The organism is Streptococcus suis YS56, assembly GCF_000440115.1.
GTDB classification, from domain to species: Bacteria; Bacillota; Bacilli; order Lactobacillales; family Streptococcaceae; genus Streptococcus; species Streptococcus suis_L.
In genome coordinates, this window is the sequence record NZ_ALMY01000022.1 from 49,328 (window position 1) to 67,068 (window position 17,741).

The following is a 17,741-nucleotide window of genomic DNA, read 5'->3' on the forward strand; positions in this document are numbered from 1 at the left end:
TCGTAATCATTCTCAATGAAAATCAAAATACCTACTGAAAAAATAGTTGTTGATTTTCATAAAGCATAAAAGGAATGGCTCCCTTTCTATATCTTTGTAGGAAACTGACAGAGAAAAGGAGCCTCATTCAATTCATTTATTTAATCGTTGCGTTTGCTTGCTCAGTGAATTCTTTCAAAGCTGGTTCTGCTTCTTTTTCGCCATTTGATACAGCTTGAAGCATTGGGAACCAAAGAGTTCTCATTTCAGCAAAACCGTCAATGGTGTTGTAATATGGAGAGTAGTATTGAGTCCACTTATCAATCATAGCCATACGTTCATCATCATAAAGGGCACCAAATGATGTACGAACTGGGAATGCTCCTGTACGAACAACGTTCTTAGGACCCCATTCTTTATCATCTGCGATGAACTGGATGAATTTCTTAGCTGCTGCTACGCGTGCTTCGTCGCCATTATTGAAGACTGCAAAGCCGTTTACAAGGTACTCAAGAGCTGCTTTCCCATCTTCAGATGGGAATGGTACTTCAAGCACTTCAACTTTTGAAGCTTCTAGCAATTGTCCTTGGATACCATTTTGCGCAGGACCCCAAAGGATAGTGTAAGAGGTTTGGCCGTTTGCAAAGTTTTGAATGTCGTCGCCACCTGCATATTGAGAACCATTCATCAAATAGCCATCTTTAATCCAGCTAGCTGCCTTAGACAAAGCCTTAATCATTTGCTCTGAGTCAGTTGTATATTTGGTTACGCCTTCGTCAGTGATGCTTCCGCTATAGAGGTTTGCCAAGAAGGCACGAGTACCTTGGTCTCCACCCTGACCGTTAGAGAAGAGGGAACCTGGGTTGTAACCCTTGTCTTTCAAGGCTTTGATCACTTTTTCAAAGTCGTCAGTAGTCCAGCCATCTTTGACAAGATCAAGAACACCTGCGTCTTCTAGCATGGCTTTGTTAAAGGCCATGTAGAATGGTGCAGAGCTGAGTGGGTACATGTAGGCAGTATCACCAGCCTTAGATGCTTGAATAATGTTATCATTGTTCACATCTTTGACAAATTCATCTGTGAAGAGATCGTTCAATTCAGCCAATTTGCCATTTTTTCCGTAGGTAATGATACGACCAGGTGCATCGAAGAGGACATCTGGAGCAGTCCCTGCTTCAATAGCAGTCGTGATTTTTTCTGGTCCAGATGTAAAATCGATGGTTTCCAGTTTTACAGTGATGTCTGGGTTAGCTTCCTCAAAAGCAGCAATAATTTTTTGCTCATAGGTACCAACACCGTCTTCTGTATTTTCTTGAGTGAAGACTGGGAAGGCCCACCAAGTGATTTCTGTCTTGCCAGAAGCACTAGAATCAGCTGTCTTCTCAGCAGTTGTATTACTGCTACCACCACTACATGCTGCAAGTGACAAAACTGCCACACCAGCTAACAACGAATGTATGATTTTCTTCATCATTCTTCTCCTTTTTTTATTATTTTGCTTACCCCAATGGGTGCTTAGACTACTTATTTATTGTTTCAACACTCGGATAAACCGCTCTGCTATTTCTTTTGGTCGGGTAATAGCCCCGCCAACAACGATACCTGCAACACCTAGATCATGGATGGTTTTGACTTGATCCGGATAATGAATTTTTCCTTCAGCGATGACATCAATACCTGCTCGACAGAGTCGATCAACCAATTCAATATCTGGACCATCTTCCTGTCGGCTATATGAAGTGTAGCCAGAAAGAGTTGTCCCAACGAAATCAATGCCAGCCTCATAGGCCGTTATCCCCTCTTCATAGGTTGAAATATCTGCCATAAAGAGTTGGTTTGGATATTTTTCCTTTATTTGTTTGATGAAGTCTACGATTGTGAGCCCATCATACCGTTCTCGCTTGGTACAATCCAAGGCAATCACTTCAATATCTAAGGCTGCCAGTTCATCAACTTCCCTCATTGTCGCAGTTATAAAAGGTTCCTGTGGAGGATAATCTCTTTTGATAATTCCAATAATTGGTAAATCGGTTACTTCCTTGATTTCTTTTATATCTCGAACACTATTTGCTCGAATTCCAACTGCTCCTGCCTCTTCTGCTGCTTTAACCAGTAAGGGCATTATGCCCCCTTCCTCCCGATAGAGAGGTTCACCTGGTAAAGCCTGGCAAGAAATGATCAAGCCATCTTTTATTTGTTCCTTTAGGACTGCCTTGCTAATGGTAGCCATTCCATTCTCCTTTCTATTATCGGATCCGAGATAGCGCTTACAATGTCATTATATAATATATTTATTTTTTTTCAATAGTTTTTTATACATAAAATCTACTTTCTTACTTTTTACAAAAACCAACAATTTTGAAACTAGTTTCTAAAATATTTTCTGTTCTTAAAACTAGTTTTATACTCAATGAAAATCAAAAGTAGCCTAGGAAACGAAGCCGACGATAGAACTCAAGTTCATCTAGGCAAGTTGACAACGGATAATTTTGATTTTCGAAGAGTATTACCATACAAAAAATCAGCCAGAGCATCACTCTAACTGATCTAGTTTCATATGGTAAGAAGTTGTGAACTGTGAATATCGGCTCTAAAGGGCATAGGGTTGCAATTCGGGATTGATTGGTGTGTTAATCAAATTGTTTGCATAGTTGCAAAGAGTTGCAAGACTAACTCCCAGTACCACATCCAAGGCATTTTCTGCTGTATAGCCTGCTTGGAAAAATTCTTCTAGCAAGGGCTGTCCAACCTTACCTTTTTCATGAATAACAGCCAGAGTAAATCGAGCTAATGTATCCAATTTCGCATCAGCCTCGATTGGTGTTCCCTGACGAAGGGCCTGTAAAATTTCGTCTGGCATTTTAATCTGCTTGATTGAAATAGCCGTATGCCCAGCTACACAGAAACCGCACCCATTAGCAACTGCTGCTGTAATCTGTACCACTTCGCGTTCAGTTGCTGTTATAGTTGTTTAGTTTTTATTTGATGTATGATAAAATAGACTTATGACTTACGGAATTGATTTTAGAAAACGCGTTATTGCCTATGTCCAATCAGGACACACAAAAAAGGAAACCTGTGACCTATTTGGTATTGGAACCGATACCTTGTACCGTTGGGAGACACAGCTGAAAAATGAAGGACATCTGAATCGTAAACCACGAGCTCGTAGTCCTCGCAAACTTCCGCTTGACCGCTTGGAAGCCTATGTCAAGGAACATCCAGATGCTTTCTTAAGGGAAATTGCAGAGCATTTTGACTGTAGTATTCCCTCAGTTTGGGCTGCCTTAAAAAAACTGAACATCACTTTAAAAAAAGACCACAACCTATAAAGAACAAGATAGCGAAAAGGTGAGACGCTATCTTGATGTTTTAGCCTGCTTTCCAAACACCCCTATTGTTTACATTGATGAGACTGGCATTGATACTTATCTTTATCGTCACAAAGCTAGAGCACCTCGAGGGGAGAAAGTATACGACAAGGTAAGTGGACGCAGATTCGAAAGAATTTCGGTAGTAGCTGGTCAAACTGGTTCTAAAATTATAGCCCCCTTGCTTTATCATGGAACGATGACAGCGGAATTATTTATCAAGTGGTATCAGGAGCAGCTATTGCCATCCTTGACAGAACCCCATGTCATCATTATGGATAATGCAGCTTTTCATCCCAAGAAACAACTAGATGAGCTTGCACTAGCTAAGGGACACTATTTTCTTCCGCTTCCACCTTATTCCCCTGAACTTAACCCAATTGAACGATTCTGGGCTGGCTTGAAAAGAAAAGTAGCTGAGTTATTGAGGAGATTTCAATCGGTTGAGTATTCTTTGGAATACTATTTTAAAACTAAATGACTATAAACTGTTGCGACGGTTAATTCCTCCAACAGTTTGATAAGTTTCCAAGGCTGTAGGAGAATTAGCTAATAGACCGATGAGATTAGGAATATAGCCCCCGTTATTTCTCTTGACCGTCGCAAGGTTTTCTCGTAATTCTGGACTAACAGTCTCTAGAATATGGATAGGAAAGAAAACTTGTGTCATAGGTAACTCCATTTCAAAAAATTTCATAGAGTAGGAATAAAAATCTGCTTGGATTCACACCTATACTTCTATGCTTACATTTTATACTATCATAAGGACAGGTATCCTGCTAATATATTTTACCTATCACACCTATAAAAAATTGATAATCCCTTGCAGAAACCACTAGAAAGACTGGATAACTTCGACCAGTTCATTCCAAGCTGTCACAACTTTATCTGCCTGATACGGAGCTACTGGCTCTACTCTCTTTCTATGATTAAACCAAATTGCCTTCCAATTCGCAGCTTTCGCTCCTACCACATCATTTTCAAACGAATCCCCTAGATAACAAATATCTTCGCCTGACATCCCCAAACGTTCTTCCATTAGTTGAAAAATAGCAGGATTTGGCTTTGTGATACCAACTTGTCCAGAAATAAGGACATGTTCTAGCTCAAACCAATTAACTAATCCCATCGTACGTATCTTTCTCAACTGATGCCTATAAGGTCCATTCGTAATAATCCCCATTGCAACTCCTTGCGCCTGGCACCACGAAAATATTTCTGGAAACACTGGACTGAGCTCTATCTGCCCTTGAAAATAATCATAATCTATTTGAATAGCTAAGGCTGTTGCATCAGACACCTGATACCCAAAATCTGCCAAAGCGTGTTTCATCCGATAAATATGACTGTCTTTCAGACTCATCTTCCCAGTTGCTGTCACTTCAAATACTTCATCCGCATATCTGCGAAAGGAAAGGTAGAGTGGTTCAATTTGCTCCCTTGCTACTTCAATATGTCTTTCCAAAGCACGTTCAAACGGTTGAATCTGGTCATAAAGCGTATCATCTACATCAAAAATTAAGGCTTTCATGAGTCAATTATAGCAAAAAATTCCAGCCAAAGCTTGGAATTTTTAACTACTTATTACACCTTTGCTTGAATCTCATGCATTTGAGCATATACTCCACCACGTGCAACCAATTCTTCATGTTTCCCATGTTCAATAATTCGACCTTGATCTAAGACAAGAATCTGGTCTGCATTTTGAATGGTAGAAAGTCGGTGAGCAATAATAAAGGTTGTCCGACCTTCTTTTACCACTTCCATGGCATGTTGGATAATTTCTTCCGTCTCCGTATCAATATGAGAAGTTGCTTCATCCAATATCAGAATTTTAGGATCAGAGTAGAGTGTCCGCGCAAAGGCAATCAACTGACGTTCCCCACTTGAAAAGGCCGCTCCCTTCTCAACAACTGGTTCATCAATCCCTTTCTCTAAGCGAGATAGCATAGGCCCTGCACCAACTTTTTCTAGCGCCTGCAGGATTCTTGTTCTATCTGCTTCCTCTTCATTCATGGAAACATTGCTGGCAATCGTCCCTGTAAAGAGATAGGGATCTTGCAAAACAATCCCCATGTGACTGCGCAGGCTTTCACGGGAATAATCACGGATGTTTTTCCCATCAATCAGTACACGTCCCTCCTGTGGATCATAGAAACGATAGAGGAGGTTCATAATAGAAGACTTACCAGACCCAGTATGCCCAACCAGAGCAACTGTTTCTCCTTTTTCTGCTCGAATGGTAATATCTTTCAAAACTGGTCTGTTTTCTTCATAGCTAAAGTTCACATGTTCAAACACGACCTGCCCTTGTTCAACTTCCAAAATACGATCACAGTCGTCCTCCACCTCTTCTTCTAGAAGGGCCATGAGACGCTTACCTGTTTCAAAAGAGCGAAGCATATTTGGGAACTGTTGAACCAGCGCTCCCAAAGCAATGAAGACTCCTTCGATATAGTTGACATAAACAAAGAGTTTCCCAGCTGTAACTCCATCCTGTCCCGCAAGAAACTGATAGCCGACTACCGTTAAAATCGCAGCAATGACCAAATTTTGCAGAAAACCACTCAGATTCCACGTGGCAAGAGACTGGGCCCAGATAATCTTATTATCTGCCCGACGCATCTTGTCAGCAGTCACTTCAAATTCTCTCATGATGCGCTCCTCTTGTCCAAAAAGTTGAATCAAACTTGCACCATTCATGGTCTCATTCACCTGCGTATTGACGTCACTCCTTGCATCATAAAAATCCTTCATTGGCTTGTCTGTCATTTTCTTGTAAGCAAATTGAATGCCGATATAGAGTGGTATTAAAAGTAACATCAGCCAACCGAGACTCCTATTCATGTAAAATAGGACACCGTATGTAAAGAGCAAACGAACAATATTGTTAAAGGCATTAACTAAGGTCCCATAAAATTGTGTCCGCAGGGTTTCTGTATCATTGACAATTCTAGTTGCAATTTTTCCAGCGGGCTTATCATCAAAATAAGAAATAGGCAACCGTTGCATAACATCGTAGGCTTGATTACGTAGATTTTCAGCAATACGATTGGCACAATGCATGAGTAAACGCATAGATAGGTAGAAGCCAATAGCTCCCAGAATAATCATTCCCATGTATTGAACTGACTGGTTTAAGAAAACAGCTTCATCAAAGGGCAACCCCTTGCTTAAATCCGTAATCGGTCCATCAATCGCCTGCTGAATCAGCAGAGGAGCCAATCGCACCATGGTCGAAGCCAATAGATAGAAGCCGACAGCTACTATAAATAGCCACTTGACACGACCGATTTGTTTTAATAAAAAACCTAAAATAGTCATTACTCTCCTCCTTCCTGGCTTTGTTGTCGTTGGTATTGTTCATAGTACCAACCTCTTTGGGCAAGCAAATCAGCTGGACGCCCTTCCTCAACGATACGCCCCTCATCCAAGACTAGTACCCAGTCTGCATGGTTGACAGCAGATAGACGATGGGTCACGATGACATTGGTTTTGCCTGCACGTTCTTTTTGAATATTTTGGATAATCTGGCGTTCTGTCCGAGCATCCACTGCCGACAAAGAATCATCTAGAATTAGCAAATCTGGCTCTCGCAGGAAAGCACGGGCGATGGAAATCCGTTGTTTCTGACCGCCAGAAATAGACACACCACGCTCACCAATCATGGTATCAAGACCATCACTCATCCGTTTTAAATCTTGACTAAAAGCTGCTGTGGCAATGGCTTGTTCAATCTCCTCAGAGCTACTAGCTACTTTCCCAAGGGCAATATTTTCTCCAACAGACCTTGAAAACAAAATGTGTTCTTGTGGAACGTAGCCAATTTTTTCCTCTATACTAGAACGTTTAAAGTCTAAAACAGATTGATGATTGATGAAAAAATTTCCCTGACCAATCGGATACTGGCGTAAGAATTGGCGAACCAAGGTCGTTTTTCCCGAACCAGTCTTCCCAACGATACCTACAGTTTGCCCTGCTTTCAGTGTCCAATTGATGTCCTGTAGGCTGGCTCTTTCTGCCTGTGGATAACTAAAGCTATAATTTTTGAAGGAAATACTAGACAGCTCTGCAATTTCCTTAGAACCATCAGCCTCCAAATCATCACCCGTCTCAATCAACTCTTGTAGTTTTTCGAAAGATGTCTTACCAGTCTGATAAACAAGGATGAAATCTGCTAGTGTCCAAAACGGCTCTAAAAGCGAACCAACATACAATTGAAGGGCAATTACTTGTCCCAAGGTCAGTTGCCCTGCTTTCACGGCTTGTGCCCCCATGAGAAGCACGAAAATAGTAGATAATCCCAAACAGACTGTGGCTAATGGATTATACAATGATTGCAAGGAAGTGATGCGATCCCCACCCTGAGCCAATTGCTTGGTACGAGCTTGAAATTGAGCCTTTTGGGTTGCTTTTTTACTATAAGCCCTAGTCACTCGAATGCCTTCGATGACCTCCAAAACTTCATTATTGAGCTGGGCTACAGCTTCCCTATTAGCATCAATCGCCTTATCTTGTTTTCTCCCGATAAAAAATATACATAGTGTCATGAACAGCATCGGCAGTAAAGCTACTAGCGAAATTTTCCAATCAATAAAGAACATCGTGGGAATGATAAAAGCCAACATACCGCCTGCATAGACGACAATCATAAGACCGTAACCCACCATCTCCATCAGACCATCTACATCTGTTGAAAAACGAGTCATGACATCTCCTGAGCGGAATTTTTCATAAAATGGAGTCCGCATGGTCACTAATTTTTTAAAGGCACGTTGCTGCATGTCAAACTTGAAGTTGACAGATGCCTGAAATAATTTCAGATGCCAAATGAAGGCTGTTGCATAGTTCAGCACTGTTACCAACAACAATAAGGTCATCTCCTGAACCAATATGGCCTGAGTCAATTCATTCTTGGTCAGTATATCGACCATCCGCTGTATGATTTGCGTTGGTAGCAAAAGTGTGGCGTCATAAATAATCAAGGTCACAGCAACCAATAGATAGAGCCACTTATGACGCTTGATGTAGTCAAAAATTAATCGAAACATATATCTCCTTTACAAATCTATAACCTATCATTTGCCACTTTATCGTCATTTAGTTTTTCTTTTATTACTTCGTTAACTCGCCTTGCCTAACTCTAGTTATGCCTGCGGCTCGTTGCCTAGTACTAAAAGTAAACTAAAAGACTATATTCAATGAGCAACAGTTGATAGACCTTACCTTTCTAAGCGCACAAAAAAGCCCAGGGAAGCATCTCACTCCACCTAGGCTTGCGTAAGTCCACAAAAATAGACCAGCTCTTGAACATAGTCGACAATTTTTATCACACCATAACCACAGTGCTTGATTGTCTCAATGTTTCAAAATATAGCCCACGAAAAACTTCATAAGTTTATCAATGAGCCCTGTTTTCCTGCTTAGAAAGGAGTGTATGATAAAAAATAGCTTGCTGCATGACAAGTTGCTTGTTCATTTGTTTTACTCCTTTCATATTTCTAAGCCCTATTCTACCACAATAAACATTCATGTCAAGGGATTTTTTGACAATTGGGGCGAATTTAGGACAAAAATAAGAAAAAACCTTGTCAAACAAGGTCTTTCGATAGTATTCGATGCTAGTTGCCGGGATTGAACCGGCGACCTCATCCTTACCATGGATGCGCTCTACCGACTGAGCTAAACCAGCAGTACTTGACTAGTATATCATATCTCTAAAAAAAGTCAATGGATTTTTTGGAAATATGGAAAAAAATAAAGAGAAAACAAGTCCGAAAATAAGTCATTCCTAAAAATTATCTGACACTTTTAAGGAATTGTGCTATACTATTGTTATAAAAATCACAAAGGAAACGATATGAAACTGCAAAACCTTCAAGTTGGACAATCTTATTTAGTCAAAGATTGTCTAACGCAAGATGATATTCGTAAACACTTAGCGCACTTAGGTTTGAAAGTCGGAGAAGAGATTCGCATCATTTCAAAAACCAAGACCAATGCTATTTTCCAAGTCAAGGCAAGCCGTCTAGCCCTAGACAGAGAAATTATTGAATCTCTGGTTTTAATAGAAAAGTCAGCTACGGAAATAATCAATCTATCTGAGGCACCTATTGGTAGTTCAGCTAAGGTCATGGACATCTATGCAACAGGTGCACTCCGTCGTCGCCTCATGGATATGGGACTTACAAAGAACACGCAGCTATTTCTCAAAAAAGTCGCGCCCCTGGGAGATCCAATCGAAATTACCTTGAGAGGATACGAGCTGACACTACGCAAATCCGAAGCGCAAATGATTGGTGTTCAAATCACAAGCGAGGTGAAGAAATGACAAAACACATCGCCCTTGCAGGAAATCCAAATAGCGGAAAAACAACTCTTTTCAACCTCCTAACAGGAACCAACCAACATGTTGGTAACTGGCCTGGAGTCACCGTTGAAAGAAAATCTGGAACAATCAAAAAGCGAAAACATTTACTAATTCAAGATTTACCAGGTATCTACTCACTATCTCCCTACACACCAGAAGAACGGGTTGCCAGAGATTATTTGATAGCGGACCAACCAGCTGCTATCCTCAACGTCCTTGATGCAACAAACTTGGAGCGAAATCTCTATCTGACCTTGCAGTTATTAGAAATGGGCCTTCCTACTGTTATCGCCCTCAATATGACAGACGCCCTGAAAAGTCAAGGTCGCTCAATAAACAGCGACCAACTCTCCTATCAACTGGGAGTTCCTGTACAGCCTATCAGTGCACTAAAAAAGCTAGGTATATCCCAGCTCCTCCATGAAGTAGAAAAAATTACCAATCAGCAAGCCGAGCCAATCTATCCTCAGTATGATAAGCAATTTGAAGCCGGTCTCGCCCAAGTTATTGACCTATTATCGGATTCCATCCCAAATCATCAAAAACGCTTCTACGCCATTAAGCTACTCGAACAAGATCAAGTCATTCTAGATCAATTGCAACTCAATGCACAAGACATGCTTGATTTGACCGAAATCATTGCCATTTTGGAAAAAATTTACGCAGACGATATGGAAGCCATTATCGTCAATCAACGCTACCAATTTATCGAGAAAATCACAGAACTGGTCACAAAAGACAGCGATAAGGCTTTTAACCTGTCTGATAACATAGACCGACTTGTTACCAATCGTTTTCTTGCCCTCCCTATCTTTGCGGCAGTCATGTGGCTGACCTACTTCCTGTCTATTCAAACGGTTGGCACAATGGGGACAGACTGGGTGAATGATGTCCTCTTCGGAGAGCTTGTTCCAGGCCTTATTCAGGAAAATCTAGATCGATTTGAAATCGCTGGCTGGCTACAATCTCTGGTCCTTGATGGCATTATTGCAGGATGCGGAGCCATTCTCGGTTTTGTACCACAAATTTTCGTCCTCTTCGTCTGCTTGGGAATCTTGGAAGACATCGGCTATATGAGTCGCATCGCCTTTGTCATGGATAGGATTTTTAGACGTTTTGGTCTATCAGGCAAATCCTTTATTCCCATGTTGATTTCCACAGGCTGTGGCGTTCCTGGAGTCATGGCAAGTCGGACTATTGAAAATGAACAGGACCGAAAAATTACCATTATGACAGCAACCTTCATGCCCTGTTCTGCCAAACTTCCTATCATTTCGCTGGTAGCCGGTGCTTTCTTTCCTGACAATCCTTGGATTGCTCCAAGCGCCTATTTTGTCGGTATGGCCGCCATCGTCCTATCCGGAATGGCACTAAAAAAGACCAAGCAGCTCGGTGGAGTCGCAAGCCCCTTTATCATGGAATTACCATCTTATCACTTACCGAAACTCAGTACGGTTCTCCGGTATGCATTCGATAAAGCACTTAGTTTTATCAAACGAGCTGGTACCATTATATTTGTGACCAACATCATTATTTGGTTCAGTAGTTCCTATAATTGGTCTTTACAAATGGTAGAAACAGATGAGAGTATCTTAGCCTCCATTGGACGCAGTTTTTCTCTCCTCTTTGCCCCACTTGGTTTCGGAAATTGGCGAGCAACTGTTGCAGCCATTACAGGTCTCTTAGCCAAGGAAACCGTCATTGCCACCTTTGGTATCCTCTATAAATTAGGAGAAACAACCGAAGAAAATCCCGAACTCTGGGGGCTTTTACAACAAGACTATACAGCATTGTCAGCCTATTCCTTCCTAGTATTCAATCTCCTCTGTGCCCCTTGTTTTGCGGCTATTGGTGCCATTCACCGTGAAATGGGAGAAGCCAAGTGGACATGGATTGCTATCGGTTTCCAAACAGGTTTAGCCTATGCAAGTAGTTTGGTTATCTATCAGATTGGTCTTGTACTTATCTACGGACAATTACCAACCGTCTGGACATTTATCGCTATCTTTCTAATTATCATAGCCATCTACAGCCTAGTGAAAAAACCAGCCAATACCCTTCCAATCGTCACGCTAAAAACATTAGAAAAAGGAGAATATTAATGCCTACTCTTATCCTCTTTCTTATCATCGTCATCTTATTTTCTCTTGCTATTCGCAGTCTCATCAAAGGAAAAGGATCCTGCGGAGATTGCTCCTGCGACTGTGCTATTAAGCAAGAGATGAACGAATCTTCTCACCATAGACATCCATAACAAAAAGGTCTGCCTCATTATTGTGCAGACCTTTTTACATGTAGCTTGTCTATTAAATTTTTAAGTAGCGGTTCATGGAAATGACTGATCCCAAGGAACCAATAATAATACCAATTACAAAAAGTGCGCCAATCATTCCTGGAACAAAGACATTCATACTAATCAGAGACAAATCTTGACTAGCAAGACTAGCATTTACTGAAGTATAGATCATCTTATAAAGAGAATAGACTAAAACAGAAGGTAAAATAGCTCCGAGGAACCCTACCCAGGCACCTTCCCAGAGGAATGGTCCACGAATATAACTGTTTTTAGCACCAACCAGACGCATAATCTGAATTTCACGGCTACGAGAAATAATAGTAATTCGAATGGTATTGGAAATCAAGAAGACCGCAGTAAAGAGCAACAAACCAGTCGCTGCCAATCCCCAAGTCCGAACTAAATCAGCCAACTTGAAAATGCGCTCTGTCTCTACTTCACCATCTCGAACCTCTGTAACACCATCAATTTTTGCAATTTCTGCAGCCACAGATTTAACATAATTTGGATCTGTCGTATCAATGATATAAGCATCGTAAAGTGGATTGGCATCTCCTTGGAATAAGTTCCAAGTGTCTCCCAAGGTAGCTGTTAATTTCTGCAACTGTTCATCCTTACTTGAATAAGTAACAGATTGTACATTTTCTAAGGCTGTAATCTGATTATACACCTTTTGATAATCTGGATTAGCTACCGTCTCTCCTGCTTCGTTCACAATCGTCTCAGCTTGATCAGTTGAGTTCGCTCTCAAGTATACATTGATGCGTACATTCTGCTCCAAATCCGAAGCAAGCTTTGCTGTGTTTAAAATAACTGAAGCAAATAGACCAACCAAAGTAAGAGTAATAGCTACAGATGAAATAGCTGCAATTGTCATCCAACCATTTCGCTTCAAACTCTTCAATGATTCAATAAAGTGTCTAAAAAATCGTCTAATCATCGTATCCATACTCTCCTTGTTCTTCATCCCGTACTACTCGACCGTCTTCGATCGCGATTACCCGATGGCGGAGGGTATTAACAATCTGGCTGTTATGAGTTGCCATAAGAACCGTTGTCCCCTGCAAATTGATTCGCTCCAATAGATTCATGATTTCCCAAGAGTTTTCAGGGTCCAAGTTACCAGTTGGTTCATCAGCAATCAATACTTTAGGATTATTTACAATGGCACGGGCAATAGCAATACGCTGTTGCTCACCACCTGAAAGTTCATTTGGGAAAGAACGAATCTTGTGCTTCAAACCAACCAAATCTAAAACTTCCATTACACGTTTCTTGATATTCCGTGGTTTCTCACCGATAACTTCCATCGCATAAGCAATATTTTCAAAGACAGTCTTTTTAGGTAAGAGTTTGTAGTCTTGGAAAACCACTCCTACACTACGACGTAGAAGAGGAACATCTCTCTTTTTAATTTTTGCAAGGTCAAACTTACCAACCTTTAGACTCCCCTTATCGAGCTTTTCCTCCCGATACAAGAGTTTGATAAAGGTTGACTTACCTGCACCAGAAGGACCTACAATGTAGGCAAATTCTCCCGCTTCAACATTGACTGATACTCCGCGAAGGGCAGTCGTTCCGTTTCCATATTTCTTGGAAACGTCTTTCATTTCTATTATTCCCATAGGATTTCCTGTCTTAGACAGTCCTTTCTTTAGATTTGAGAACGTTTTTTCAAAATACAGTCAGTATTCTATCAAAAAACTTCCTTGGTGAGCGAAAAACGATCTCTTATTATACAAGCACCTCACTTGTAAATACAGGTTCTTAGCTAATTCGCCATTTTAAATAAGCATCTATAAAGCCGTCCAAGTCTCCGTCCATAACCTTATCGACTTGAGCCACCTCATAACCAGTACGATGATCTTTTACCATTGTATAGGGTGTAAAGACATAGGAACGAATCTGGCTTCCCCACGTAATCTCTTTCTTATCACCCTTGAGCGAGTCGACCTCTGCCGCTTTTTTCTCTTGCTCCAATTGATACAATTTAGCTTGCAAGAGTTTCATGGCACGGTCTCGGTTTCCATACTGAGTACGGTCAACAGTAGACTGAGTGACAATACCTGTTGGAATGTGGGTCAAACGAACACCAGTTGAGACCTTGTTGACGTTCTGTCCACCAGCACCACCTGAGCGGAAGGTATCCATTTTCACTTCATCATCTCGGATTTCAATTTCAATGGTATCGTCCAACTCAGGCATGACCTCTACAGATGTAAAGGAAGTATGACGACGCTTAGCTGAGTCAAATGGTGAGATACGCACCAAACGGTGAACACCCATTTCTGACTTAAGCAAACCATAGGCGTTTGGACCAGTAAAGCTTAGAGTCACGGACTTAATACCTGCCTCATCACCAGCTTGATAATCCAATGTTTCTACTGTAAAACCTTTGGCATTTCCATAACGCTGATACATCCGCAGAAGCATTTCACCCCAGTCTTGTGCCTCGGTACCACCCGAACCTGGATGGATTTCCAAGATAGCGTTATTGTGATCATAGGGTTCCGACAAGAGCAAGGTCATCTCGTAGGCAGTCATGGCTTTGTCCAATTCTGCCAACTTCTCAACCAGTTCATCCCGAACAGACTCATCTTCTGCTAGAAAGTCTAGCAAAATTTCGGATTCATCATATAAATCCAACATCTGATGGAAATTTCCATAAGTATTTTTTAATTCATTCAACTCCTGAGACGTCTTCTGGGCTGCCAAATTATCATTCCAGAAATCTGGCTCCGTCATCTTGTTCTCAAGAATGGCAATCTCTTCTTCCAGACCTTCTAAGTCAAAGAGACCCCCTAAAAGAAGTTAATTTTTTGCCAAGTTCTTCAATCTTTTGGCGAATTTCTGCTGTATCCATATACACCTCATTTTTTATTCATCTCTTTATTATATCACATTTGCAAGTCCTTGACCATGTTGAGAAAGGCGGCTTGCTCCGCTATGACATCATCATTGTCTGATGAAATACCTGCGATAAAGTCTACCATTTCTTCATTAGGCTGTTTGACCAATTGCCCCAAGGCCCAGATAGCCGTCGCCATGTGGACCGGATTTTGTTTTTTATCGATGATTTCTAAGAGTTTGGGAATAGCAGAGCGATCATTACTATTAGCCAAGGCTATGATGGCATTGCGCTGGAGAATATTTTTCCCCCGCCAAGAACCAGCAATCATGCCAAATTTTTCCTTGAATTGCCCATTTGACAAGTCCAAGAATGGAATCAGCTCAGGCTCAGCCAAATCAGGGTCGATCTCCACCACAGGTGGACTGGAAATTCCCTTGTTGTAAGGACAACAAATCTGGCAAATATCACAACCATAGATGACCGTCTTGATTTTCTTACGAAACTCCAAGTCCATCATACCCTTATCTTGTGTCTGAAAAGACAGGCAACGACGGGCATTCATGGTCGTATCCCCTAATAAACAAGAAGTTGGACAGGCCGAAACACAACGATTGCAATCGCCACAGTCATAATCCACAGGTTGGTCTGGTTCAATTTCCAGATTCGTCACTAATTCTCCTAAGAACATGTAGGAACCAAATTCCTTAGAGATAACCAACCCATTCTTCCCAATAAAACCAATACCTGCCCTTCTGGCAACAGCAGTATCCACCAAGGCACCCGTGTCCACCATAGCCTTATATTCCAAGCCATCCGTCAACTGCTCAATCCCACGAGCCAAACGTTCTAGCTTGTCCTGTATGACATAGTGGTAGTCCAAGCCCCAGGAATTTGGCGTTATTTTACCTCGTTTGAACTGAGTTTTATGCGGTTTGACAGGCAAATGTCGAGGATAAGCTACCGCGATAGAAATGATGGTTTTGGCAGATTCTAACGACAGTTTGGGACGGATACGTTCTTCAATGTTCTTATGTTCAAATCCTGACGAACGCCCCTCTTCCTGACTAGCACGAAGTGATTTCTCCAAATAAGCAAAATCATCAGCCGTTGTAAAACCAATCTTCGAAATTCCGATTTCCTGAGATAATTTAATAATCTCTTCCTTAATATTCATTATATTCATTTTAGCAAACTTTGGATATATTTAGCAAGACCTACATAGCTAAATAAGTTATTAATATAACAAAAAACGTTAGCGCAAAACAAAAAATATTCATACGAACATAGGCCTTCTCCCGCCAAATACTGGTCAAGACATACATGACATTAATACCGATTGCTCCCCCTAAGCCGTTAGCCAGTAAATCAGTTATATCTGCAACTCCAAGTAAAAGAAGATATTGCAGAACCTCAAAGCAGAGACTCACTAACATAATCAAACATAGATTAGCCACCCACGATGCCTTGCGAAATAGCATTTCCATATAAATACCAAAGGGAATAAAACTTACAATATTAAATAGAATTTCTGGAAAATCCAGCACTCCATCATAGACTGCTGTTCCTGCAAACGGAATTAAGTTTATACTAGCATAACCATAGCGTCCATATAAGATGCTCAAGTCCATCTTAAAGACAATCATCCAAGTAAGTAAAAGGAGATAGGCAAAAAATAAAAACATACTCATTTTCTTTGTCTGCATAGAAATTCTCCTCTCAACTAGCATATTTTATCATTATATCATAAATGCTGTTCCATAAAATGTCACTTCTGTGACAAAGCTCGTTCCATATTACAAGTACTTTACATCCTGCTAAAAAACAGAAAAGGAAGACAATACCAAGCCTCCCCTTATTCACAAAAATATCTTACTTAAAATGTCTGATTGCTATGCTGAAAAGCCTTATATTGATGGATTTGTAGCATCAAACGCTCAAAGTTCGCCTCCTTACATGCTCGCATGATTAAGAAGCAATCAATAAACTTCCACAAATAAAGTCCCAAAAATAACAAGAACCCAATCAAGATAAATAGCGTAACAAAAGATACTGCAAAAGCAATCAGCTTGGCAAATCCCAATTCTTTATTCCCGACATAAAAACGGTCAACACCAAACTCACCGAAGAAAATAGCCAAAATAAGAGCGACAAGAGGTTGACGCATCTCAACCATCATAAGAACGTTTAAAGCCTCATCATCTAAATCTTCTAGTTCTTTTTGCAGAATGAATAACTTATCAGATGGCAAATAACTGCTTTTACTTAAAATATAATTCTGAAGATAATTCATATAAACTCCTACCTCTTCAAAATTATAGCAGTTTCTTATTCTTCAAGCAAGCCTGCAGGGGAAAACAGTATCAGAAATCGTTTACATATTTTCTTTTTTTGCTATAATGAAACTAGATTACAAGGAGGTTCATATGAGAGTTATTATTCATTATCCAAAACCTATCAAACAACTATCCTCCCAAAAACTTCCACTCCTGGTAGATGGAAAAATTGCTGGGACAGTTACTCAAGGTAAAATTCTAAGCTTACCAATTACACAATCATCTGTTACACTAAGCATTCGAGGGGATAAAAAATCAAGCATTCAGGTTAAAGACGGCGATAGGGTTCAAATAATAGAAAACAGTAAGTACTTCACCCTCTACTATTTCAGCTTGGCTATCCTTCCAATTGTCATCTTTTTCCAATTTTCTACGATGATAAAGATAATCCTACTTGCTACATCTCTAATCTTTACATTTTTGGGGCAAGTAATCTTCCCAAAATACATTATCAGTACAGAAAAAAGCTCAGACCACTAAATCTGAGCTTTTTCAAATGATATAGTCTTCAGTTTGCTTTTAGTACAAGGCAACGAGTCGC

16 protein-coding genes, 1 tRNA gene and 2 pseudogenes are annotated in these 17,741 nt (G+C 40.6%); 5 read left to right on the forward strand and 14 right to left on the reverse strand.

The genetic code is table 11. The annotated features are described in order from the left end of the window. Positions 1–136: 136 nt before the first annotated feature. The 3 genes and pseudogenes from SST62_RS0103375 to SST62_RS0103385 all read right to left on the reverse strand — a co-directional run. Complete coding sequence (locus SST62_RS0103375) at positions 137–1,450, reverse strand: ABC transporter substrate-binding protein (RefSeq protein WP_029186300.1); 1,314 nt, start codon at positions 1,448–1,450, stop codon at positions 137–139. 57 nt (positions 1,451–1,507) lie between these two features. Beyond that, positions 1,508–2,209 carry an N-acetylmannosamine-6-phosphate 2-epimerase gene (locus tag SST62_RS0103380; protein WP_029186301.1) on the reverse strand — a complete coding sequence of 234 codons (702 nt, stop codon included), beginning with the start codon at positions 2,207–2,209 and terminating at the stop codon, positions 1,508–1,510. Positions 2,210–2,569: 360 nt separating this feature from the next. Then, positions 2,570–2,938 (reverse strand): annotated as a pseudogene (locus SST62_RS0103385) (carboxymuconolactone decarboxylase family protein); the annotation flags it as partial. A gap of 46 nt (positions 2,939–2,984) precedes the next feature. On the opposite strand from SST62_RS0103385, the gene SST62_RS1000000113050 reads away from it, so the two are divergent. Together SST62_RS1000000113050 and SST62_RS1000000113055 are read left to right on the forward strand one after the other, a co-directional pair. Continuing rightward, positions 2,985–3,311 (forward strand): IS630 transposase-related protein, encoded by a 327-nt coding sequence (locus SST62_RS1000000113050; RefSeq protein WP_024378845.1) that lies wholly within the window; start codon positions 2,985–2,987, stop codon positions 3,309–3,311. Positions 3,312–3,330: 19 nt separating this feature from the next. Next, positions 3,331–3,831 carry an IS630 family transposase gene (locus tag SST62_RS1000000113055; protein WP_029186303.1) on the forward strand — a complete coding sequence of 167 codons (501 nt, stop codon included), beginning with the start codon at positions 3,331–3,333 and terminating at the stop codon, positions 3,829–3,831. Positions 3,832–3,834: 3 nt separating this feature from the next. Here SST62_RS1000000113055 and SST62_RS0103400 read toward each other — a convergent pair. The 5 genes and pseudogenes from SST62_RS0103400 to SST62_RS0103425 form a co-directional block, all read right to left on the reverse strand. Beyond that, positions 3,835–4,020: pseudogene (locus SST62_RS0103400) on the reverse strand (carboxymuconolactone decarboxylase family protein); the annotation flags it as partial. A 165-nt stretch (positions 4,021–4,185) separates the two neighbouring features. Further along, positions 4,186–4,881 (reverse strand): HAD family hydrolase, encoded by a 696-nt coding sequence (locus tag SST62_RS0103405; RefSeq protein WP_029186305.1) that lies wholly within the window; start codon positions 4,879–4,881, stop codon positions 4,186–4,188. Between the two features lie 53 nt (positions 4,882–4,934). Then, positions 4,935–6,674 carry an ABC transporter ATP-binding protein gene (locus SST62_RS0103410; protein WP_029186306.1) on the reverse strand — a complete coding sequence of 580 codons (1,740 nt, stop codon included), beginning with the start codon at positions 6,672–6,674 and terminating at the stop codon, positions 4,935–4,937. Beyond that, positions 6,674–8,401 carry an ABC transporter ATP-binding protein gene (locus SST62_RS0103415; RefSeq protein ID WP_029186307.1) on the reverse strand — a complete coding sequence of 576 codons (1,728 nt, stop codon included), beginning with the start codon at positions 8,399–8,401 and terminating at the stop codon, positions 6,674–6,676. Before SST62_RS0103415 ends, SST62_RS0103410 begins: the two co-directional genes overlap by 1 nt. 568 nt (positions 8,402–8,969) lie before the next feature. Further along, positions 8,970–9,042, reverse strand: a tRNA-Thr gene (locus SST62_RS0103425). Between the two features lie 168 nt (positions 9,043–9,210). On the opposite strand from SST62_RS0103425, the gene SST62_RS0103430 reads away from it, so the two are divergent. Next, positions 9,211–9,681 (forward strand): FeoA family protein, encoded by a 471-nt coding sequence (locus tag SST62_RS0103430; protein WP_014637631.1) that lies wholly within the window; start codon positions 9,211–9,213, stop codon positions 9,679–9,681. Further along, positions 9,678–11,822, forward strand: a complete 2,145-nt coding sequence (feoB, locus tag SST62_RS0103435) for a ferrous iron transport protein B (RefSeq protein WP_029186308.1) — start codon at positions 9,678–9,680, stop codon at positions 11,820–11,822. Before SST62_RS0103430 ends, feoB begins: the two co-directional genes overlap by 4 nt. Before the next feature lie 204 nt (positions 11,823–12,026). Here feoB and ftsX read toward each other — a convergent pair whose 3' ends face one another. From ftsX to SST62_RS0103470, 6 genes are all read right to left on the reverse strand, one after another. Further along, positions 12,027–12,956, reverse strand: a complete 930-nt coding sequence (ftsX, locus tag SST62_RS0103445) for a permease-like cell division protein FtsX (protein WP_029186309.1) — start codon at positions 12,954–12,956, stop codon at positions 12,027–12,029. Continuing rightward, on the reverse strand, positions 12,949–13,641 hold the full coding sequence (gene ftsE, locus SST62_RS0103450; protein ID WP_023369634.1) for a cell division ATP-binding protein FtsE: 693 nt from the start codon (positions 13,639–13,641) through the stop codon (positions 12,949–12,951). Before ftsE ends, ftsX begins: the two co-directional genes overlap by 8 nt. Positions 13,642–13,783: 142 nt before the next feature. Then, positions 13,784–14,879, reverse strand: a protein-coding gene (gene prfB / locus SST62_RS0103455; protein ID WP_105135597.1) for a peptide chain release factor 2 whose coding sequence is annotated in 2 segments (ribosomal slippage) — positions 13,784–14,806 and positions 14,808–14,879 — 1,095 coding nt in all. Because the reading frame shifts where the segments join, the coding sequence is not laid out codon by codon here. A 34-nt stretch (positions 14,880–14,913) separates the two neighbouring features. Continuing rightward, the gene (gene queG / locus SST62_RS0103460) at positions 14,914–16,041 is read right to left on the reverse strand and encodes a tRNA epoxyqueuosine(34) reductase QueG (RefSeq protein WP_029186310.1); all 1,128 of its coding nucleotides are present in this window, start codon (positions 16,039–16,041) and stop codon (positions 14,914–14,916) included. Positions 16,042–16,081: 40 nt separating this feature from the next. Then, positions 16,082–16,570, reverse strand: coding sequence for a VanZ family protein (locus SST62_RS0103465; protein WP_024406710.1), 489 nt, complete (start codon positions 16,568–16,570; stop codon positions 16,082–16,084). A gap of 170 nt (positions 16,571–16,740) precedes the next feature. Beyond that, complete coding sequence (locus SST62_RS0103470; protein WP_004298733.1) at positions 16,741–17,157, reverse strand: TM2 domain-containing protein; 417 nt, start codon at positions 17,155–17,157, stop codon at positions 16,741–16,743. Between the two features lie 133 nt (positions 17,158–17,290). Between SST62_RS0103470 and SST62_RS0103475 the strand changes: the two genes are divergently transcribed. Next, complete coding sequence (locus SST62_RS0103475) at positions 17,291–17,680, forward strand: hypothetical protein (protein WP_029942538.1); 390 nt, start codon at positions 17,291–17,293, stop codon at positions 17,678–17,680. The last annotated feature ends 61 nt before the right edge of the window (positions 17,681–17,741 follow it).